16 protein-coding genes and 1 tRNA gene are annotated in these 21,444 nt (G+C 43.4%); 15 read left to right on the top strand and 2 right to left on the bottom strand.

Annotated features, from left to right (window positions below; translation table 11 throughout):
• The 7 genes from LG34_RS00335 to LG34_RS00305 all read left to right on the top strand — a co-directional run.
• The coding region (locus tag LG34_RS00335) for a 6-pyruvoyl trahydropterin synthase family protein (protein ID WP_181369238.1) at positions 1-221 on the top strand (221 nt) is incomplete at its 5' end.
• A gap of 18 nt (positions 222-239) precedes the next feature.
• On the top strand, positions 240-908 hold the full coding sequence (queE, locus tag LG34_RS00330) for a putative 7-carboxy-7-deazaguanine synthase QueE (RefSeq protein WP_109214328.1): 669 nt from the start codon (positions 240-242) through the stop codon (positions 906-908).
• A gap of 42 nt (positions 909-950) precedes the next feature.
• The gene (folE, locus tag LG34_RS00325) at positions 951-1,529 is read left to right on the top strand and encodes a GTP cyclohydrolase I FolE (protein WP_109214327.1); all 579 of its coding nucleotides are present in this window, start codon (positions 951-953) and stop codon (positions 1,527-1,529) included.
• 86 nt (positions 1,530-1,615) lie between these two features.
• A complete protein-coding gene (queC, locus tag LG34_RS00320) occupies positions 1,616-2,302 on the top strand; it encodes a 7-cyano-7-deazaguanine synthase QueC (protein ID WP_109214326.1) in 687 nt (228 codons plus the stop codon).
• Between the two features lie 125 nt (positions 2,303-2,427).
• A complete protein-coding gene (gene queF / locus LG34_RS00315; RefSeq protein WP_109214325.1) occupies positions 2,428-2,925 on the top strand; it encodes a preQ(1) synthase in 498 nt (165 codons plus the stop codon).
• Positions 2,926-3,052: 127 nt separating this feature from the next.
• Positions 3,053-3,592: an NUDIX hydrolase gene (locus LG34_RS00310; protein WP_109214324.1), complete on the top strand. Its 540-nt coding sequence runs from the start codon at positions 3,053-3,055 to the stop codon at positions 3,590-3,592.
• Between the two features lie 34 nt (positions 3,593-3,626).
• A complete protein-coding gene (locus tag LG34_RS00305; protein WP_109214323.1) occupies positions 3,627-4,253 on the top strand; it encodes a hypothetical protein in 627 nt (208 codons plus the stop codon).
• Between the two features lie 253 nt (positions 4,254-4,506).
• Here the strand turns inward: LG34_RS00305 and LG34_RS00300 are convergent, their stop codons facing one another.
• Complete coding sequence (locus LG34_RS00300; protein WP_109214322.1) at positions 4,507-5,538, bottom strand: 3-deoxy-7-phosphoheptulonate synthase; 1,032 nt, start codon at positions 5,536-5,538, stop codon at positions 4,507-4,509.
• 114 nt (positions 5,539-5,652) lie between these two features.
• Positions 5,653-6,522 carry a shikimate dehydrogenase gene (gene aroE / locus LG34_RS00295; RefSeq protein ID WP_109214321.1) on the bottom strand — a complete coding sequence of 290 codons (870 nt, stop codon included), beginning with the start codon at positions 6,520-6,522 and terminating at the stop codon, positions 5,653-5,655.
• A 214-nt stretch (positions 6,523-6,736) separates the two neighbouring features.
• Here aroE and aroD point away from each other — a divergent pair, with 214 nt between their 5' ends.
• The 8 genes from aroD (at position 6,737) to LG34_RS00255 (ending at position 21,417) form a co-directional block, all read left to right on the top strand.
• A complete protein-coding gene (gene aroD / locus LG34_RS00290; RefSeq protein ID WP_177957684.1) occupies positions 6,737-7,501 on the top strand; it encodes a type I 3-dehydroquinate dehydratase in 765 nt (254 codons plus the stop codon).
• A gap of 25 nt (positions 7,502-7,526) precedes the next feature.
• Complete coding sequence (locus LG34_RS00285; RefSeq protein WP_109214319.1) at positions 7,527-8,036, top strand: shikimate kinase; 510 nt, start codon at positions 7,527-7,529, stop codon at positions 8,034-8,036.
• Positions 8,037-8,307: 271 nt separating this feature from the next.
• Positions 8,308-8,379 (top strand) — tRNA-Arg (locus tag LG34_RS00280).
• Positions 8,380-8,622: 243 nt separating this feature from the next.
• On the top strand, positions 8,623-18,768 hold the full coding sequence (locus tag LG34_RS00275) for a type II secretion system protein (RefSeq protein ID WP_109214318.1): 10,146 nt from the start codon (positions 8,623-8,625) through the stop codon (positions 18,766-18,768).
• A gap of 30 nt (positions 18,769-18,798) precedes the next feature.
• Complete coding sequence (locus LG34_RS00270; protein WP_109214317.1) at positions 18,799-19,641, top strand: hypothetical protein; 843 nt, start codon at positions 18,799-18,801, stop codon at positions 19,639-19,641.
• The gene (locus LG34_RS00265) at positions 19,631-20,035 is read left to right on the top strand and encodes a PulJ/GspJ family protein (RefSeq protein WP_146190154.1); all 405 of its coding nucleotides are present in this window, start codon (positions 19,631-19,633) and stop codon (positions 20,033-20,035) included. Before LG34_RS00270 ends, LG34_RS00265 begins: the two co-directional genes overlap by 11 nt.
• Positions 20,032-20,763, top strand: coding sequence for a pilus assembly FimT family protein (locus tag LG34_RS00260; protein ID WP_109214315.1), 732 nt, complete (start codon positions 20,032-20,034; stop codon positions 20,761-20,763). The genes LG34_RS00265 and LG34_RS00260 overlap by 4 nt, the downstream gene beginning before the upstream one ends.
• Positions 20,764-20,943: 180 nt before the next feature.
• On the top strand, positions 20,944-21,417 hold the full coding sequence (locus LG34_RS00255; RefSeq protein WP_109214314.1) for a prepilin-type N-terminal cleavage/methylation domain-containing protein: 474 nt from the start codon (positions 20,944-20,946) through the stop codon (positions 21,415-21,417).
• The last annotated feature ends 27 nt before the right edge of the window (positions 21,418-21,444 follow it).

The following is a 21,444-nucleotide window of genomic DNA, read 5'->3' as shown; positions in this document are numbered from 1 at the left end:
GCTATGACCATGCATTCATTTATGAGAGTGGTACGTTAAAACCGTTGACCGTTCAGGCATTACAGGAAGAACACTTCCGTCTGATCGAAGTACCGTTTCGTCCGACGGCAGAGAATTTTTCCAAATTCTTTTATGAAAAGATGACAGAAAAAGGATATGACGTGCAGGAAATTGCGGTGTATGAGACACCGAACAACTGTGCGATCTATTCAGAAAATTAAGATGGAGAACAGAATTATATGGCAAATTATAAAGTGGTAGAAATATTCAGCAGCATCAACGGAGAGGGCACCCGGGCAGGACAGCTTGCAGTGTTCATACGTATGCAGGGGTGTAATCTGAATTGTGCCTATTGTGATACGAAATGGGCGAACGAGGCAGATGCGCGGTTTCGTTGGACATCCACAGAGGAAATTGTGGAACTGCTCCGCACGATGGAGATCAAAAATGTAACCATTACAGGCGGAGAGCCGCTGCTTCAGGAAAATGTTTTAGAACTGTTAGAGACACTGGCGCAGGAAAAAACATTGCGTGTGGAGATTGAGACAAACGGAAGCGTGGATCTGACACCGTTTACAGAAATTCCGAACGGACCGTCCTTTACTATGGACTATAAACTGCCGGGAAGCGGAATGGAAGCGCAGATGCGTACCAAAAATTTTGCTCTGCTTGGCGCGGATGATACGGTAAAATTTGTGGTGAAAGATTATACAGATCTGTGCCGGGCGCGGGATGTGATCCGGGAATATGATCTGACAGAAAAATGTCATGTATACTTAAGCCCGGTATATGGACAGATTGAATTGGAAGATATCGTAAACTTTATGAAAGATAACCGCATGAACGATGTTAACATGCAGCTTCAGATGCACAAGATCATCTGGGACAGCGAAATGCGTGGCGTGTAGGATATCAGGAATCGACGTGATGACAGAAAGGAGTCGTAAGTTATGGCAATAGATAAAGACGCAGTGCGTGAGCATGTCCGTGGACTGCTGATCGCTTTGGGAGATGATCCGGATCGTGAGGGACTCAAAGATACCCCGGATCGTGTGGCACGGATGTACGAAGAAGTGTTCGAGGGAATGAATTATACCAATCACGAAATTGCACAGATGTTTGACAAGACCTTTGAAGAAGATCTGACATTTTCGTCTGAAAACAGTGATTTTGTCATTGTAAAAGACATTGATATTTTCAGCTACTGTGAGCATCATATGGCATTAATGTATGATATGAAAGTGACTGTGGCATATGTGCCAAATGGAAAAGTCATCGGACTGAGCAAAATTGCCCGGATCGCAGATATGGTTTCCAAACGTCTGCAGCTCCAGGAGCGCATTGGAACGGATATTGCGGAGATCATGCAGGAAATTACCGGATCAGAAGATGTGGCAGTTCTGATTGAAGGTTGCCATAGCTGCATGACTGCCCGGGGAATCAAGAAAACCGATGCAAAGACCTATACGACTACTTTGCGTGGACGGTTCCAGACCGATATGCTGCTGCAGATGCGCCTGAACCGGTAAAATGTGTAAAATACGAACCATTGAAATACAAAATGTAGGATGAAGTGTAAACATAGAAAATAGATAGAGAATCTGGAGGAAAAAACATGAGTGAAAAAGCATTAGTATTATTCAGCGGCGGCGTGGATTCCACCACCTGTCTGGGACTTGCGATTGACCGTTATGGAAAAGAAAATGTCATTGCACTGTCTGTTTCATACGGACAGAAGCATGAAAAAGAGATTGAAGCATCCAGAAAAATTGCAGAATATTATGGTGTAGAGCATTTGTATTTGGATCTGGGCGAGATTTTTCAGTATAGTAACTGTTCTCTGCTCAGTCATTCTACTGATGAGATTCCGGAGGAGGCATATGCCGAGCAGCTCAGCAAGACAGATGGAAAACCGGTGTCTACTTATGTGCCGTTCCGAAACGGACTGTTTTTATCCTCTGCAGCAAGCATTGCCCTGTCCAAAGAGTGCAGCGTGATCTACTATGGCGCACACAGTGATGATGCAGCAGGCAGCGCCTATCCGGATTGCTCCGATGCTTTCAATAATGCTATGAAGGATGCTATTTATCTGGGAAGCGGAAAACAGGTGACTATTGAAGCACCGTTTGTCAACTGGACAAAGGCAGATGTTGTCAAAACAGGGTTACAGTTGAAAGTGCCGTATGAACTGACCTGGAGCTGCTATGAAGGTGGCGAGAAGCCATGTGGAAAATGCGGTACCTGTATCGACCGTGCAGCAGCTTTTGAGAAAAATGGTGTGAAAGATCCGGCACTGGACTAAAGTGCTGGAATAAGAGAAATATACTGTCTGAATTTCTGAAAAGAAGGCAGATTCAAGTCGAATTTGAAATGAGCAGATGTATGACAGTATGTAAACGTAGAATGCGAGAAATGAGGAAAAAATAAATGTCAGGAAGAAGTAAAGAAGAAACCGCAGGCGTATCCTTGCTTGGAAATCAGAATGTCCGTTATCCGGACAATTATGCGCCGGAAGTATTGGAAACTTTTGTGAATAAACATCCGGGAAATGATTATTTTGTAAAATTTAACTGTCCGGAATTTACCAGTCTGTGTCCGATCACAGGACAACCGGATTTTGCGACCATTACGATTTCCTATGTTCCGGGGGAACGGATGGTTGAGAGCAAATCCCTGAAGCTGTATCTGTTCAGCTTCCGCAATCATGGAGATTTCCATGAGGATTGCGTCAATGTCATTATGAAAGACCTTATCAAACTGATGAATCCGAAATACATTGAAGTGTGGGGAAAATTTACTCCAAGAGGCGGTATTTCCATTGATCCGTACTGTAATTATGGTAAACCGGGTACAAAGTGGGAAGACGTTGCATGGAACCGGATGGCAAATCATGACTTATATCCGGAGAAAGTAGATAATCGTTAATAGAACGTAGAAGTGTGAAAATGACCTGTAGGATGTAGGGATGTGCGGAAGAATAGATCATGTGTTGTGTGATGCACATTTCACAGTAAGAATGTGGATGACATTCCTGGATGGGAGGAAGAAAAACATGGACGAAATGAAACGAATTGACCGTGTGCTGAAATATAAAGGTGCCATTGTGGACGTGTATGATGATGTTATGCAGTCCCCAAGCGGAAATATTGCACACTGGGATTATGTTGCGCACCGGAAAGGCGCAGCAGCAGTGCTTCCGGTAACGGAAGACGGCAAAATCCTGATGGTGCGCCAGTATCGCAATGCACTGGATCGTGAGACGCTGGAAATTCCAGCCGGCTCCAGAGACAGTGTGGAGGAGCCGACTTCTGTTTGTGCTGCCAGAGAACTGGAGGAAGAGACCGGTTATAAAGCGGCTCATTTGGAACTTTTGATCACGGTTTCCACCACCGTGGCATTTTGCAATGAAACCATCGACGTGTATCTGGCGACAGATCTGACGAAAACACAGCAGCATCTGGATGAGGACGAATTTGTGGAAGTGGAGAGTTATACCATTGAGGAATTGAAAGATATGGTTCTGACACAGAAAATTCAGGATTCCAAGACTGTTGCTGCAATTATGGCATATTACGGTAAATACTGCATATAGATGAAAAAAAGGATTAGCAGGGTTACCGAAATAGATGATCACAGGAACTTTACGACAACCGGGAAAAGTAACAATGCTGCAAAAATGCATGCTGCTTTTTCTTGGTTGTTTCTTTTTGGGTGTATTTCTGGCAAATTTTTCACTTCATGATGAAGCATTGTGGATCGGATTTCTGCATGAAAATCAGGTGCGGCAGTTTGCGGGTGCAGAGGATGTGGAACATGCAGAAGCATTATTAAAAACCATTCTTTTGCAGCGTGGACTTCCATGGATGATATTATTGATTGCATTGTGCTTTCGTTTTGGATGCGCCGTTTGTGCTATCTGGTTTGGATGGCTTGGACTTTCCGGTGGTTTTGTGTTTGCGGCGCTGCTTGGGCGGTATGGATTTTCCGGGATCGGGCAGATGGGAATCCTTGGATTTCCACAAGTCGCTGCTTATGCGGCAGCGTACATTTTTTTATTAGTTCTGATGGAAGCTGGAAAACGTGTCAGACAGGAGCGAAGAAATGCACACCTGTTGCAAAATAAACCAGATCTAAAAGCACAGGCATTATTGATCGTACTATTTTTATTGGATACGGGAATTTATGGAGCCGGAATCTGGTTGGAGTATTGGGTAAATCCGTGGATTTTATTACATACAGCTGTCGTTGGATGACAGAAAAGTAGGAACGATTCCTGATTTTGCGTTGAGATATGTTGTGTGATAGAATTGTATCTTGTGATAGAAGTGTAGCTGATGAAAAGGAAAGATTAGTACTTTGGCTATAAGCCCCAAAATGATCAAATACGATAGGATGCTTGAACAAAAAAAGATACCCTGATCTTAAAAATAAGAAAAGGATATCTTTTTTATTTTGATGTTTATTATTTTTGATTTTTCTATTACTGATTTAATGATACAGGTAAAACTATTTTACAGAATCAGCAATAGCATAAAGTAACTGTTCGGATTCTTCCCATCCAAGACACGGATCGGTAATGGATTTTCCGTAAATATGTTCACCGATCTTCTGGTTACCCGGGCAGATATAACTTTCGATCATAACACCTTTTACCAGTTTGTGGATGATGTCAGATTCTTTGCGGTTGTGCATTACTTCTTTGACGATACGAACCTGCTCTGCATATTTTTTGTTTGAGTTAGAATGGTTGGCATCTACGATACAAGCCGGATTGACCAGATCCATTTTTTCGTACATCTCATTCAGACGGATCAGATCTTCGTAATGATAATTCGGGATGGCAACGCCGCGTTTGTTTACTGCACCACGCAAAATAACGTGGGAGAGTGGGTTGCCGGTCGTGTCAACTTCCCATCCGCGATGTACAAAATGATGTGGATGCTGTGCAGCGTATACAGAATTCAGCATAACAGAGAAGTCACCACTGGTCGGATTCTTCATACCGCTAGCTACATCAAAACCACTGACGGTCAGACGATGCTGCTGATCTTCAACAGAACGGGCGCCGATGGCTACATAGGAGAGTAAATCATTGATGTAATCCCAGTTTTCCGGGTAAAGCATCTCATCTGCTGCAGACAGACCAGTTTCTTCGATGGCGCGCAGATGCAGTTTACGAACAGCGATCAGTCCTGCAACCATATCCGGTTTTGCTTCCGGGTCCGGCTGTGTGGCAATTCCTTTGTATCCTTCGCCGGTAGTACGCGGTTTGTTTGTGTAGATACGCGGAATGATGATCAGTTTGTCTTTGGTCTGCTCATTGACTTTTGCAAGTCTGTGAATATAATCCATGACAGGTTCTTCCTTGTCGGCAGAACACGGTCCGATGATCACAAGGAATTTATCGGATTCTCCGCGCAGAACACGGGCAATCTCTGCATCACGTTTCTGTTTGATCTTCTGGCAGGCTTCGCTTAACGGGTAAGTCTGTTTGATTTCTTCCGGTGTCGGTAATTGTTTTAAATATGAAAAACTCATTGTGTTACTCCATTCTGTCCCGATATTGCTTTTGGATTCTTACATTAATAAATATAAGAGCGGGACATTTTGTATTTTAAGTATTTTGTTCAGATGTGTAGCGTGCAGTGGTATTTATGGCTGAAAATATTTCTGCCGAACAACTTCAATCGGCATTTTTTCGCCTGTCCAGCATTCGAAAGAAGCAGCGCCCTGGAAGAGCAGCATGTACATTCCGTTAAATACGTGACAACCGGCAGCTTCTGCCATCTGATATAATTTTGTCTTACGCGGGTTGTAGATGATGTCACATACGATCAGTCCCGGGAACAGCATAGATGCATCCAGGATCGGGCATCCGTCTTCGTGAGGTGCCATGCCGATGTTGGTTGCGTTTGTCAGGATTGCGCTCTCAGAGATACTTTTTCTCATCTGATCGGTGTCTGCAAAATCATAGACATTGATATTGCAGGAAGTATGCTCGCGGACACGGTCTGCAAATGCCAGTGCACGTTCATATTCTTCCGTAAATTCTTTTAGCTGGAACATATCGATGTCGGAGACACCGTCTAAAGCTGCCTGTGTGCAGATCGCAGTGGCAGCGCCGCCAGCGCCAAGGACGGTCATTTTCTTTCCGATAATATTGTGTCCAGCATCTGCAACAGATTCCATAAAGCCGATACCGTCGGTTGTGTGACCGATCAGTTTGCCATCTTTTGCAATAACAGTATTGCATGCCTGTGCGATGGTGGCAGCCGGAGTCAGCTCATCCATGTATTCAAGAATCTGTACTTTGTACGGCATGGTTACATTAAAACCTTTTGCACCGATTGCCTGAAGTCCGTGTACGGCAGTACCAAGATCTGTGTTCGCCAGATCAAAAGCCAGATATACATAGTCAAGGTTTAACTGGCGAAATGCTTCATTATGCATTTGAGGAGATACGCTATGCGCAACAGGAGTGCCAATGAGTCCTGTTAATTTGGTTTTTCCAGTGATTTCCATTCTTCTTCCCTACCTTATTAATAATCAGATTATTGTGTTCTGCCCCATGTGAATGCCATGGGGAAATACAAAATAGTTCGTCTGCAAATATATATGGTACTATGATAGGTGTTTTTTCAAAAAAAGTCAATGTCTGTCGGCTTTTAAGGTTCCTCAATCTGCAAAAATATGGTACAATAAAAACCGTTAAGCGCATTGCGGAATGGAGGTAAGTATGCAGAACGCATTTGAAATAAAAGGAATCCGAATCGGAGATGGCAAGCCGGTGATCTGTGTGCCGGTAGTTGCACCGGAAAGAGAAACAATTATTGAAACGATCAAATCACTGACAGAACAAAAAGTGCAGATGATCGAATGGAGAGTGGACTGTTTTCGTGAGGCAGATGATGTGGCGGCAGTCAGAGCAGTACTGGATACTGTAAAACCGTTCCTCACAGAGACGATTTTCCTGTTTACGTTCCGGACAAAGCAGCAGGGTGGAAGCCGGAGAATGGAAGAATGGAAGATCCTGAAACTGAATGAGACAGCTGCAAAAAGCGGTTGTGCGGATATGATTGATCTGGAATTTTTTGAAGCAACAAAACCGGAAAAAGAGATCCGCCGGTTTCAGCGGATGGGCGTTCGGGTGATTGCTTCCCACCATGATTTTGATGCAACACCGGATGATCGTATTTTGCGAATGCTGATGGAGCAGATGCAGCAGGGCGGCGCAGACGTGGCAAAACTGGCAGTGATGCCGCAGAGTGCGGATGATGTGGTTCGTCTGTTAAAACTGACAAACGATATGAAGCAGAAATATCCGACTTTGCCGGTGGTAACCATGTCCATGGGTGCACTTGGTGTTGTCAGCCGTATGGCAGGAGAAATTTTTGGTTCCTGTATTACGTTCGGTGCCGTGGGAGAGACTTCCGCACCGGGACAGATCGCAGCTGACAAATTAGAGGATATTCTGAGCGTGATCCATCAGGGATTATGTTAAATAGTAAAAGGAGAAGTAAAAAAGTATGACACAGCACATTTATCTGATCGGTTTTATGGGAACCGGAAAAACAACGATATCACATAAATTACAGGAGCTGACCGGCGCCAACGAAGTAGATATGGATGCATGGATCGTAGAGAAAAATGAGATGTCCATCAACGATATGTTTGAAAAATATGGTGAGACCTATTTTCGTGACCGGGAGACCGATGCAGTTCGGGAGATTTCACAGACGGAACCGGCAATCGTGTCCTGTGGCGGAGGCGCAGTACTCCGTGACCAGAATACACAGATGATGAAGGAGACCGGAAAGATCGTGCTTTTGACAGCGACACCGGAGACGGTATATGAGCGTGTCAAAGACAGTACAGACCGTCCTTTGTTAAATGGAAATATGAATGTGGAACATATTGCGAAGCTAATGGAAAAACGCCGGGAACTGTATGTGAATGCATGTGACATTAAAGTGGCAACAGACAGAAAGACACCGCAGGAAATCGCGGAAGAAATTTTGAAAATTAGTCAAGGCTAATCATTTTTGAGATGCGGATTTTAACCGTATTGAATTTATGGAAAAGATACTTGATTAAATGAAGAGTGTGAAAAATCAACGTATATTTTATCAATGAACAGAAAAATAGGAGAATTTTTTCTCAAGGAGCGATTGTTAGCGACGGAGACAAAATTCTCCTATTTTTCGTCCGTTATAATTATTATGCTTTTTAACTTTCACGAAAAAGGCTTTGCTTTTTTTACAATCCTGTGGTATTATAATCTTTGTTGATTTAACAATATATTTTTATGCAGCCGTAGTCTAACGGATAGAACACAGGACTCCGACTCCTGCAATGTGGGTTCGATTCCCGCCGGCTGCACTCTGATTCCCGGTTTGAGACCGGGATTTTTTTTCAGATAGTACGATAAAAGTGCTGTCGGCATGGAATATAAAATGATGTGCAGCAATAAAAAGCAGGTATAGAAAAAGTTGAATATGATATTCATAGAGAACTGGCATATGATAAAAAACTTGATAATTTGCCAAAATATGCTATGCTAATTCTGAGTATGAAAAATTAACAAATATATTAATTACGATAGATAAATTAGGTGAGAATTGAATGAGGAAGACAGGCAAAAAAGGATTTACGCTGACGGAATTAATTGTTGTACTTGTAATTATGGGCATTATTGCCGCGATCGCAGTTCCGTTGTTTACGAATTACTGGAGAAATGCAGAGTTTCGAAAGAATGAGGAAAATGCCAGGACGGTGTATCTGGCAGCTGAATCGAAACTCACATATTACCGTTCTTCCGGTCAATGGGACAGCTTTCAAAAACAGATCAAAAAACAGGCAGAAAAGGATCAGGAGAAAAGTGATGAAAACAGAACCGTAGAAGAAGCGGTATTTCCTCCTGATCAGGAAAATGCCGTACAGTTAAATGGACGTATTTATACATTACGACTGGATAAAAATGCATCAGATGCGGATCAGAAAAATAATCTGCTTTTGCAGTTGATTGATGACTATATTTACGACAAAGATATGCTGAATGCATCGATAGCGGTGGAGATCGATATTGAATCCGGCGAAGTGTATTCTGCATTTTATGGTTCCAGATGCAAAGGACTGACGTATGAATCTGAGGATAAAGATGATTATCTGACCATGCAGAAGCGTGATTATGACAGCAGAAAGAAACGCTTGCTTGGTTATTATTCTACGGAAGATACGGTAAATGTGGTATCCTTGAAGCCAACGAAGCTTCGTATCACAACTATCAGTCTGCAGAACAGTGAGAAATTGACACTGAACTGGTCTTCGAATGCAGGAGAAAGTCTGGATGTCAGCTATAAGATCGCAATGTACAAAAAAGACGGCACACCGTTATTTTCCATGGTGCTGTCTCCTTTTGATGTCCGTACGGAAGGATGGTCTGGCAAGGATGAGAGCAGTACCTATGCATTTGCCAGTGTAACACTTCTGGATGGATCAGGTAAAGATCAGGGAAAATGGAGTTTTCCACTGACTTATAGTGATAATAAATATTCTCTGGTGCTGGATGCGATGATGTCTGCCAAAACACAGGCATTGCTGACTTCCCGTACCGGAACAGACAGTGAAAATGCGTTATTAAGAACGTTAAGCACAAGCATCTGCCGTCTGGCAGGAATGACGGAGGATCAGGCGCTTGCTACACCGCAGGATATCTATGCGACAGTAGAGGCAATGTCCTATGCCGGAACGGACAGTCATGTGGTCGTTTCAAAAGAATACAGTGCCAGTGATGCGGCAACTTCTAATACGGCAAACAGTATGTATGCGGATAAAACGGATGGAAATGATGTTCGGATCGCAGTATTCCGCCACCTGTCGAATATGAGATATTATGACGATACGAAGGAAGCTGCTTTTACGCTGACGGACAAAAATATGGACTGGGCATCAGTAGGAACCGGTGTGTATGATCTGACCGAAGAACAGAGTGGATCGAATACATTGCAGAAGCTTGCATGGAAAGAAAACAGCACCAGCAAGACGGTCGATTTTCCAACCATTGCAAATCTGCCGAAAAAGCAGACATTGACAGGGAAAGGAAAACTTACGCTGGTGTCTCATTTGAAATTAGGAGAAGCTTCCATTGTTGATGATGAGACAATTAACAATCTGACACAGGCAGCGTCAGAATCCAGAACAAGAGCGAGTGTACAATTAAATCCAATGGAATATCTGGGCTTGTTTGGCGAAATAGAGGGAACCATTGATAATGTGACACTTCAGGATGCACATTTGTCCTTTGGTGTTTCTTCCAAGGATGGAGATTCCAACACAGCAGACAGCAGGGGCACGTATGCTTCCCTGAAAGGAATCGGTATTTTAGCAGGCCGCAATGCGGGAAGCATTAAGGATACATCTCTTACTTCGACAGAAGATTCATCTTCTGATCAGGCAGAAAAAAATGTAGAGGTTTCACTGTCTTCTACAGCAGTTTCTGCCAACGGAACGCAACAGGCAGTAGTAGGCGGTGTTGTTGGTATTTTGGCAGATACGGATAAATCCGGCAATCTGACCACACTGACTTCTGGAAAACTGGAGAACGTTACCATGGAAGGCGCTGTAAAAGTGCAGCTTCCGAATGTATCTGTGACAGCAGATATTTCTTCTGAAAATGATACATTGAAAAATTATGCGCTTGGAATCGGCGGAATCGTAGGATATGCGAACATTGAGAGCGCAGGCGGAGAAAAGAGCGTTATTATTTCCTGTGAAAACCATGCGGGTGTGTCTGGCAATTATATGACAGGTGGAATCGCCGGTAAGATTGATGGCACGGCAACGAAGTTTGACCAGACAACCTGGAAAAATGACGCTGCGATCAAAGACAGCTCCAATACCGGACTGATCCTCTGTACGGAAGATACGCCAGCGACTGTCGTTGGAAATTATTTTGGCGGAATTGCCGGTTATGCTTATCAGACATTGATCTACAACTCTACCAGTGCGTCCGGTCGAACTTCCGGGTTTACATATAATAAGGATAAGAAGGACTTACTGAAAGGACAGTACGTTGGTGGAATTGTCGGATATGGCAATCACAGCCTGATGGCAAACTGTGGAACCGAAAGCAACGGTTATATCCTTGGCTCCAAATACGTCGGAGGAATTGCCGGTGGACTGGGCGGAAATATAAATGAGGCAATTCAGGCACACCAGCAGGAGAGTGTATCGGTTACGACGAACCGAAGCTATGTCGTTGGAAACGAATGTGTCGGCGGAATTGTCGGACATAATACAGCTGGTGTTATGTTATCTAACTGTATCAATAACGGTGTGGTAGCAGGAACCCAAAAAGATAACGGAGATGGCGGTCGTTATGTCGGAGGTATCGTGGGATACAATGCAAATGGTGCGACCATCCATAACTGTGCAAGTTATCTGTCCGATTATGGCAGCTCTATTTTCAATATGATCGTCAATGACTGGGATGCCAAAAGTGATTATGTCGGAGGAATTGCCGGATATAATAATGGATTTATTGAATTTACAAAAGACAGTGAGGCAATCACGGTCAAATCTGTATCCAGTATTGTAGTCGGAAATAATTATGTCGGAGGAATTGCCGGATTCAATGATGTACAGGCAACATTGGATGTAAATTATACCCTGATCGGTGGACAGATTTATGCTTATGAGACCTGTGCCGGTGGCGCATTTGGATTTAACGCATCGGAAAATGCAGCAAGGCAGTCTCTGACTGTAAAACCACGAAGTGTACAGGGAAAATATTTTGTCGGCGGTGTCATGGGTGCAAATGTCCTGGCTATTGACAAAAATACAATAATTTCCGGTTTGCGTGCAGAAAATACTTTGGGAACCATTACCGGAGAAGCATTCACTGGCGGCGTGATCGGCTATCAGAGAACCTATGATGCTGACCAGTTAAACTATAAATTAGATACAAATGAAGATGGAATCCGTGCGGCAGTAGAGGCGGCGCAGAATAGTACCAGCAGTTCTGACAGACTGTTGCCGGGAATGAACGAAAATAATATACCAACAGCTGTTATGGCATCCAAGAATTCCTATACACTGACGATCAGTACAGAAGGCAATACGGATGATTCCCTGACGGTCAATACAAACAATATTCCAATCCAGACGGTAATGTATTCCGGTGGCGTACTTGGCTATTGTGACAAAGGCTCAAAGATTGAGATTAAGAACTGTAAAAATACCGGAAGCATTACATTTGCTTCTGATTTGCTGGAAAAAGATAGTACTGGAGAAATTAAACTGGGCAAGTATGCTGCCAGTGGAGAAATTCCGGAACTTCTTACCAAGGATGCTTCCGAACTGGAAATGCATTTTATTGGTGGAATCACCGGTGTGAATTTACAGAATGAGACCATTACGCATTGTGCCAATACCGGATCTCTGTCCGGATTTACCGGAATTGGTGGTGTGGTTGGCTTGAATGCAGGAACCGTCAAAAACTGTGAGCTCAGTGAACATTTTGGAAATGTGGCATTGGAATATGTCGGTGGAATTGTCGGCATCAACAGCAATGGTGGAACGATTTCCAAGTGTACTACGGATGCGGGCAAGACCATTTCCGGAAATAATCATCTGGGTGGCATCACAGGATGGAATCTGAAAGGCGGTACTTTGACTGGAAATGAGAATTACGCAACTGTCAATGCATCCGGAAAAGATAACTCCGATTATGCAGCCGTTGGTGGAATTGCCGGTCAGAACAGTGGCACGATTGTTTTACAGAAGGACAGCTCTACAAAAAGCCGTTCGGTATCAGGCGCGAAAGGTGCCGGCGTTGGTGGACTGGTTGGTATCAATGAATCTGACGGTCAGATTCAGGTAACCGGAACAGGTGGCACCAGTGGAGAAATTATTGTTGTTTCTAATAAAGTAACGGTACAGGGATATGAGCAGGTCGGCGGAATCGTCGGCATCAATCATGGCAAATTTAGTCATTCCGGAAGTCCAGCCTATATTACAGCACAGGCAAAGAAAGTGCAGGCGTCCCACGGAACCGCTGGTGGAGTGGTCGGTGTGACAGATGGTGATATTCATTATGCCGTGAACCGATGCGAGAGTGTCAGTGCCGATGCAGGCAATGCAGGCGGTATCGTGGCGGAAAATACAAATAAAACTGCAATCATCAAAAACTGCAATAACTATGGAAATGTCAGAAGCAGTGACGGGTATGCCGGTGGTATCGTGGCAACAAATGCCGGTATGATCCAGTATTGTCGTGTACAGAGTCCTGGTTCTTCAAACAGTGTAGAAATCTATAGCCTTGGTGTGAATGCCAGTGGTGCGATTGCTGCAACAAACAGTGGTACGATCACAGATTGTCTTCCGGGAGCAACGGTAATATTGCGCGGTAATGCAACTGTTTATGGAGGAATTGTCGGGGAAAATACCGGTAAAGTAACATCTGCAGCTTTAAATGCAGCAGGAACCAGTGCTTATAATCTGAGTTATATGCCACAGATCAAATCAGATAAGAACGGTCTGACCGTTGGTGGTGCAGTTGGCTCCAATACAGGTGTCGTATCCGGCATTGTGGCAAGCAATCTGTGCTTTGAAAATTTCAGTGGTTACAAGTATCTGGGAGGAATTGTTGGTACGAATGGTGTGACAGTAAACCAGAATCCGCAAAATGCCGGTGCACAGATCAGTGTAACAAACTGTAAATTTACCGGAATCATGACAGAAAAGGTAAATGCCGGTGCAGCCGGAAACTGCTACGGTGGTATTGCAGGTATTAACTATGATGAGCTGAAGAACAATACCGTTGATCAGATTACGATGAATATTCAGGGTGTATACACGGCAACCAGTACAAGTACCACAGCGCAGAAAGAGGCAATGGCAAGTCATGCCGGAGGAATCGTTGGAAAAAATGAAATCAATGCACTGATTGATGGTTGTACGTTAACCGATAACAGTCGAAGTGTTCTTCAGGCAAAATTTGGCATGTTAGGTGGAGTAACCGGATTTAATAAAGGTACGATCCAGATGTCCGGAAGTAGTATTACTGCAAGCATTATGACAACGGATAGTATAAAAGATTCCGTTACACTAACGGACGCAGCAGTGGATAAAAACAAGGGTAATCTGTCGGCAGACAGTAATCCGGTCAACTGGTCATATAACAATGGATTTTTGCTGGAAAATGCAACTTATCAAAATACAAATACAAAGATTTCTGCCAACCGTCTGAATCTGAAAATGACAGACAACGGTAATGTGGGAGGCATTACTGCATTTAACAGCACCGAAGGTTTGGTAAATCGCTGTGTATCAGGAAACTGGTTCCTGCTGAACCGATCCGAGGCAATTGGTGTTGGTACCGGTGGAATCATTGGCATGAATGAATCAGAAAATGATCTGACCTGTCTGGTCAATGGAGCTTTTGTGGGACGTCAGGTATCTGCAAAAAACATTAATGGTAAAGATTATGAACAGGGACAGACAGACCGTTTTGCGGGTGGTATCATCGGTAATCAGAATACTTCTACCGGAAATGAGTGGACAATCGAAAACTGTATCAATTTCGGTACGGTATATTGCTATCGTACGCACTATTCCGGAGGAATTATTGGTCAGTGGACAGCATCTGGCGGTACGATCAAAGATTGCCGGAACTTTGGAAGTCTTCAGACGACCTATCAGTGTGACTGGAAAGGTGCTTCCGGCGGTATTGTAGCACAGTTGTATCATGCTTATGAGGACAATGAATACAATATCATCAGTTGTGAAAACCATGGAAATATTTACATGCGTGATGGCGCAAGTCTGTCTGGTGATTCGCATGGCGCGAACGATAGTGCGGGAATTCTTGGTAATGTGACTACTTATAAGGTTGATAATGCTGAACGGGCACAGAACTTCACCATTCGAATTCTGGATTGTGTCAACGGACCGGGTGTGAAACTGTATTCAGCTTCTATGGGAGCCGGTATTTTCGGTTACCTGTCCTGCGATAATGCAAGTGTAGATGCAATACAAAAATCTACCTGCAAGGTAAAAATTGATGTTGAACGGTGTCGAAATTTTGCAAACGTACTGCGCGGCAGATCTTTCTGCGGTGGTATCTTTGGTGCCCGGTATTCTGTAACCGGTTGGAGTAATACGATTGTAAAAGATTGTTATTCTGCGGATCTGGCGACAGGTAGTGCTGAAAAAGACAAGCATTATACTCCGGAGGGGAGTCCGATTTATTCCACCGGAAATAACCATGAAGGCAGCGTAGCGAATATTGCGAATGCGGAGGATCGAAAAAATAATTTCTTTATCAATGGTAGAGAGGCTAGAAAGTATGGTTCAGACTATGGCTATTACTTTAATAAATTTGTTCTTGGAAGACTGAATGCTGATGGAAGTGTACAATCGTACGGAACTGGAGAAACAAATGTAGGGGTTACCAGAAGAACAAATGCGACATGGAATAACTATATCAGTAATATTCATGCGGTTGCAGTAGAAAAGACTGCCAGTGGATATCGGTATGCCTATGCAGAAATTTACAGCGGATGTAATACGATCGGGAGCGATTGCTTTGTAGACGCAAATGGCTATATTGTAAAAGCGGATAAAACAACAAGAATCGGTCAGATTCTGTTCTATACATGGGACGAGGATCACAAAGATCATGATAATTTGTATTATAAATGTACAGAAAAAGGACTGTTGGATCCTGATGGTAAAAATGATGCTATTTATTACAATTCCCGTGAGAGCTATCGACGTCTGGAAGGAATTATAACAGTAAACGATAAAAACCAGCTTCAGGCGCCAGTATATGCAAAAGCCAAAGTGGCAGATGGAATGATTGACATTGCTGTTAAGCCCGGAACACTGCCAACGGATAATTCTCAGTTATGTGATCCGTTTGCCTATGTGGTAAAAATTGTTGGAAGTGATGGAACCACAGTAGAAAAAACAATCTATTCTGAAACCGGAAGCTTTGAAATCCCGAAAGGTATATCTGGAAACATAAAAGTTTCGGTTCGTGCAAAGAGTATGTTCTCGGATGTATTAGATTCTACGGAATATAATGCAGATGTCGTACAGAGTGGTGCTGTTCTTCCAAGTCCGGATGTCCGTGCAGAGTTAACCGTACAGAACAAGATCAGCGGATGGAGAACAGATTATCGCTATTCCTTTAGCCTGAATAATCTGGAGGCTTACAGCGAATACGATGACTGGAAAGTGACAATCTATATCAATGCATATGGCAAAGATATAAATGTGGTTCTGGATGCCGATCATCCGACAGCAGTGATGACAGATCTGGATCTTGGTGATCAGGGTCAAAAGAAACGAAATGACAGGAATAATACCTATCAGATCATTTCGCAGGCGACTGCAACGACAGGTAAATATGAGAGTTCGCCGGTGATTTCTACGGCGGCATATATGCCATATTATCAGGCATTTATCAGTTTGAATCCGGCAAATTCCCCTGGAACAGATACTGTGACAAACCGTGCAACTACAAGCTATACCATTTCCGGTGACACGCTGGATACCTTAAATGTAAATGTGTCGATTGATAACAGCAATTCCAGTGAAATCCTGGAAGTTGCACCGATTTATCGGGCAGAATTAATTGGTAACTGGGGAGATAAAAAGGATGTTGTATTTGCCAAAACAGATATTATGACCGTATCCAAGGGTGTTGCAACGGCGCAGTTTAGCAATTTACCGGAATATCTGAAAGATGCGACAAATCTTCATGTCAGATTGTGGTATGCACAGACAGGTCTGGGACCGGTATATCTGTATCATGAGGCAGATAATGCTTCGGATGCGAACGTCAGCGAACTTTTGAATGTGGACGAAAACGGAAATGAGACATGGGGATATTGTTACAGCTGGCCGATTCGAAATGAGTGGAAAGATTTTAATGCATACAGGGATGAATCCAGTCAGTTATTTACCTGGCTTGCTGCTCCAAAAATGGATCAGACAGACGGAAGTACATTAACGCCGACTTACGACAGCGACAACCGGATGCAGTATACGTTCTCCTGGGACAAGAATGTTTCTACTACGGATGATCCAAAATATGAAGTTTCCATGACCGGTATTGATGCAAATGGCAGAGAAGTCACCATTGATACCAGCAGCAGTTATACGGGTGGTCGAAGCATGACCATCGATGGAGAAGACTGGAACTATACCCAGGTACGCCTGAAAGTAACACGTATCGGCGACGCTTCCCAGAAGAAGATCGGTCTTTCCACAACCGCAACCTATTATGTTGCACAGAGACTGGAAAAACCGGGACAGCCTTCCGTGACAAATATCGACGACAATGAATTGAATTACAATGTTGTCTGGTCCGGTATTTCTGATGAAAGCTATTGCCAGGGCTATCAGATCTATGTTCGGGAGTACAGTGCAACAGGTAGTCTTGGAACAGCAGAAAAAGCAGGGACTTTAGAAAAAGCAACCGGCGCGGCAACTTATTCACAGATGGTAAATCTGGAAAAATATGCCGGAAAGCGAATTGTTGTTTATCTGGTGGCAGAATCCAGCAACAGTGCGGTATTTATAGACAGTGCTGTCGGAGTAACCAGCGAGATTCAGGTTCCGGCGCGTATCGCGTCACCGAAGGTAACATGGAATGTGAACTGGACGTATGATACAAATCAGCCGATGGAAAGTGCAGACTTCCTGTCAGGAGGACTTCGTGTCGGACTTAGAGCAGATAGTTCAAGTATTCCACCTGGAGGCAGTGCATACTTACTACGTGCTTATGTATATAACAGTCTGAGTGATGCAAATCAGGCAACAGCATCCGATCCGGGTAATTATACGACGGTATATCCGACCGGAAATGTACCGGTACAGATGGATGTGTCAAATGCACAGAATTATTATCATTTATTTGACAATCTGTCCATTAAATATGCCGGAAAATGGGTGGTATTTTATGCGCGTATTTCTTCCGGTGCCGGAAGCGTAAGTTCGCTTTGGACGAGATCAACGGTGGCATATCAGCTCCCATATGTAAAACTGGCACAGCCTGGTGTGACATCCGATACAAAATCTTACAGTCTGGAAGCGACGGTACAGACGACACCGAACGTACCGGGAAGTGTACAGATCTGGAATGCAAGACACACTGTTCTGGAATGGAACAGCGTGGACTGTGCAGATGTGTACAGCATTAATCTGACCGGTCAGGTGACAGATCTGACAGCGGCAAATGGAATGAAAGCGTTACAGCCACAGATTCGTGTGCTGGAGACAACGGATGCTTCCGGAACAAAAAAGGCAAGCGTACAGCAATATGTATGGAAAATTATAAAAGAGGCAACTGGAACACAGCCGGCACAATGGGGATATGCATGGGAGGCCATTGCAGAAAACCCGACAAGCTATCCGGCAAACACACCGGAGACCGATAAAGTACATACCTGGGACATCAGTACTTACAGTGTGCCGATTTCATCCAGCTACACAGCGGAAAGTGGTAATCCAAATTACTACATCTTGACGCTGACGGCACAGGTGGAAGCACAGCTTCAGGCAGATGGCAGCATGCATTACACGTTGAAACTGCCGGATGTGGAACAGATGACAGCGGCAGATGGCAGCACAGTAACACATACCGATTTCACAATTACAAATATGGCAGTGTTTATTGCAAATGTTCAGAAAAACCTGGAGGCTACACCAAGCAGTGCTTATGCGGCATCTGATCCTTGCGAGATCAAATGGAATAACTAATGATGTAAAAGTTACAATGGAGGAAGTTTTATGATAAAGAAAGGTTGGCAGCAGTTGCGGCAGCAGAAGAAAAATGGAATATCAATGGCTGTGGTACTCTGTGTGTCAGCTTTCTTTGTCGCTTTCGCGGCGGCAATCCTCTATACCGCGGGAATGTTGACGGCGCAGTCTAATCTGCGTCTGAAACAGGAGCGGTGCAGCCAGCTTGCCAAATCGGCGGCAGATGTATTGGATCAGGAACTTCAAAAATATACCAATAAGGATACGACAGAGGCAGGAAGCGACAGTTTTTATACCTTTGTCAACAAATTTTTGGATGATTCTCAGTATCTGGATTACAGTGAAGATTATCCGGATGCAACAAAATACAATTTTCTGGTTTCAGACACGGATCTGTCGGATCTGTCAAAGGCGGATTCCCTTCCGGAAGGATATGGAAATATCAGAATTGCATTGACAAAAGAAAAAAATGCATCAGAGGATTCGGACAGTCTGAAAACCGGAGAGATCCATACAGCTGCAAACAATGCTGCCAATTATAAAACGGAAATTGACCGTATACGAAATATTACCGTTCGTGACTACAATTTTTCTGTGGCAGTAACTGCTTCCTATGAAGATGCAACGTATACCTATACAACTGAATACAGCCGTGAGGAAAAATATGACGTTAAGTTTACGCATAATGGAAAAGTAATCGTGTGGGATGATACAAATTCCTGCTGGAGAGTAGGTAATACCAGCGGTGAGGTTTATACACCGGATACATCACAGAACATCCAGTATGAATTTTTAAATACAACTACATCCTGTGTGTTCAAGGAAAATGTGTATACTGAGACAGCGGGAGGAGGAACAGCAGGTGATGATTAAAAAACTGAGAGAAAAATCAGGCGAGACACTGGTGGAAGTGTTAGCAAGCATGTTCATTTTCCTGATTCTGTTTGGAATTCTTCAGGGAGCTGTTTCTTACAGTCATGCATCTATGCAGAAGAATAAACAGATCCGAGAGGAAAATACACAGATCATTCAGGGGCTTGCTTCTGCACAGAAAGTAGATGGAGAAAGTAAAACGTTATCCTTTATTGCAACAACCTCAGAGATGGATAAGAAAGGTTCCGTTGTATTTCGAGTGCCGTTCACTCTGGCCACCAAAACGGTAACGTATCAGGATACAAATGGGCAAAGCAAAAATATTGTGTTTTCCCTGTATGATGTTTCTGCGGATGCGTCAGTGACACCGTTTGAAGGAGGGGATACTCCATGAAAAAAGTAAGGCGGTTGTTAAAAAAACGGGATGGCACGACACTGGTGGAAACCATTGTGACCATGCTACTGATCAGCATTATGTTTGCCATGGCAGCTACGGCATTAAGTTCCGTTGCAAAAGTGTTTGTCCGGGAACAGAGATTACAGTACGCACAGTCGATTTTGGATACAACTATGACAGAATTGCGCGGAATTGTCGAAAATGCAGACGGATACATTAAAATTTATGACGTTGAACGCAAAAAAAATCAAAAAATTACAGATAAGACTGGAAATAATTCGGGAAATATATTAGAATTTATTAATGGAGACGGTTATGCTGTACTGATTTCCGCGGATGGTTGCGAAAAAACGCAGCTTTTTATCGGTCGACAGGAGTCCGGTGAAGCAGATGCGGTGGACGAAGGACAGCTATTGACCAGATACTATTTTTACAATAATGGAACGTATCAATATATCTGGAACGATGAACTGGCGGCCAGAGCCGTAGCAACGGTGTTTGGCATAGGTTTTTACATGGGCAATTATCTGGAAGTACAGTGGGCATTTCCGGATAGTGTAAATGCAGGTGATATGACAGATCAGCTTACAGTTACGGCATCATTATACCGTGACAGAGACCGCACAGATCTGATTGTAACAGATTCTGAGGTAATCCAGCTTCGGCATAGTCTGATGCGAAAGGATACGGTGACAGCTACAGTTGGGACAGATGCAGGAGAGTAGCTCCTGCAGAAAAGTCAAGAATGCTATTGGCATTCTTGCTGTGAGATGCACGTCATACAGTGTATGATATTATTATTCTGTGTATCTCCGCAATCTATTATTTCAGGTATGAACGCTGCACCGAAGCGTTGATATAATACAAACCAATAACAAATATTTTTACTAAGGAGAGTATGAGAAATGTTCGCAAAATTATTCGAATTAAGAAACAAAAAACTCAAAGACAACAAGAAGAAAGGATTTACTCTGGTAGAGCTGATCGTAGTTCTGGTAATCCTTGCTATTTTAGCAGCACTTTTAATCCCGACACTGACAGGATACATTAATAAAGCGAAAGAGAAATCTATCGTAGCTGAGACACGTCAGGCAGTAATGGCAGCACAGACATTAGTAGATGAAGCGTATGGTAAATTAGATTTAACAGCAGCAGATAATGCAATTGTGATTAGCACCGATGCCGTTGAAGGTAAGACTGTTGTAAAAATTAGTGACATTGCAACACTTGCAGAGGTAAAAGAAGCGAACATTACGTCTGCTACTGTAACAGCCGGTAAAGTAATGGAGCTGGTATATACTAATGATGGAAAAACTTGTACATATAAAGCAGGAACTGATGGCGGTAAAGGTAAATATGAGGTAAATGATGTAAAATAACAAACGTTAAGCAATGTTTTGGAGAGG

The sequence above is a fragment of the Eubacterium ramulus genome, from assembly GCF_003122485.1.
Taxonomy (GTDB): domain Bacteria; phylum Bacillota; class Clostridia; order Lachnospirales; family Lachnospiraceae; genus Eubacterium_I; species Eubacterium_I ramulus_A.
This window is presented reverse-complemented; position numbering and strand designations above follow the sequence as displayed.

Bases quoted from the DNA above. Each gene is read 5' to 3' on its own strand.
- queE (WP_109214328.1), top strand. From the start codon at position 240: ATGGCAAATTATAAAGTGGTAGAAATATTCAGCAGCATCAACGGAGAG.
- folE (WP_109214327.1), top strand. From the start codon at position 951: ATGGCAATAGATAAAGACGCAGTGCGTGAGCATGTCCGTGGACTGCTG.
- queC (WP_109214326.1), top strand. From the start codon at position 1,616: ATGAGTGAAAAAGCATTAGTATTATTCAGCGGCGGCGTGGATTCCACC.
- queF (WP_109214325.1), top strand. From the start codon at position 2,428: ATGTCAGGAAGAAGTAAAGAAGAAACCGCAGGCGTATCCTTGCTTGGA.
- LG34_RS00310 (WP_109214324.1), top strand. From the start codon at position 3,053: ATGGACGAAATGAAACGAATTGACCGTGTGCTGAAATATAAAGGTGCC.
- LG34_RS00305 (WP_109214323.1), top strand. From the start codon at position 3,627: ATGATCACAGGAACTTTACGACAACCGGGAAAAGTAACAATGCTGCAA.
- LG34_RS00300 (WP_109214322.1), bottom strand. From the start codon at position 5,538: ATGAGTTTTTCATATTTAAAACAATTACCGACACCGGAAGAAATCAAA.
- aroE (WP_109214321.1), bottom strand. From the start codon at position 6,522: ATGGAAATCACTGGAAAAACCAAATTAACAGGACTCATTGGCACTCCT.
- aroD (WP_177957684.1), top strand. From the start codon at position 6,737: ATGCAGAACGCATTTGAAATAAAAGGAATCCGAATCGGAGATGGCAAG.
- LG34_RS00285 (WP_109214319.1), top strand. From the start codon at position 7,527: ATGACACAGCACATTTATCTGATCGGTTTTATGGGAACCGGAAAAACA.
- LG34_RS00275 (WP_109214318.1), top strand. From the start codon at position 8,623: ATGAGGAAGACAGGCAAAAAAGGATTTACGCTGACGGAATTAATTGTT.
- LG34_RS00270 (WP_109214317.1), top strand. From the start codon at position 18,799: ATGATAAAGAAAGGTTGGCAGCAGTTGCGGCAGCAGAAGAAAAATGGA.
- LG34_RS00260 (WP_109214315.1), top strand. From the start codon at position 20,032: ATGAAAAAAGTAAGGCGGTTGTTAAAAAAACGGGATGGCACGACACTG.
- LG34_RS00255 (WP_109214314.1), top strand. From the start codon at position 20,944: ATGTTCGCAAAATTATTCGAATTAAGAAACAAAAAACTCAAAGACAAC.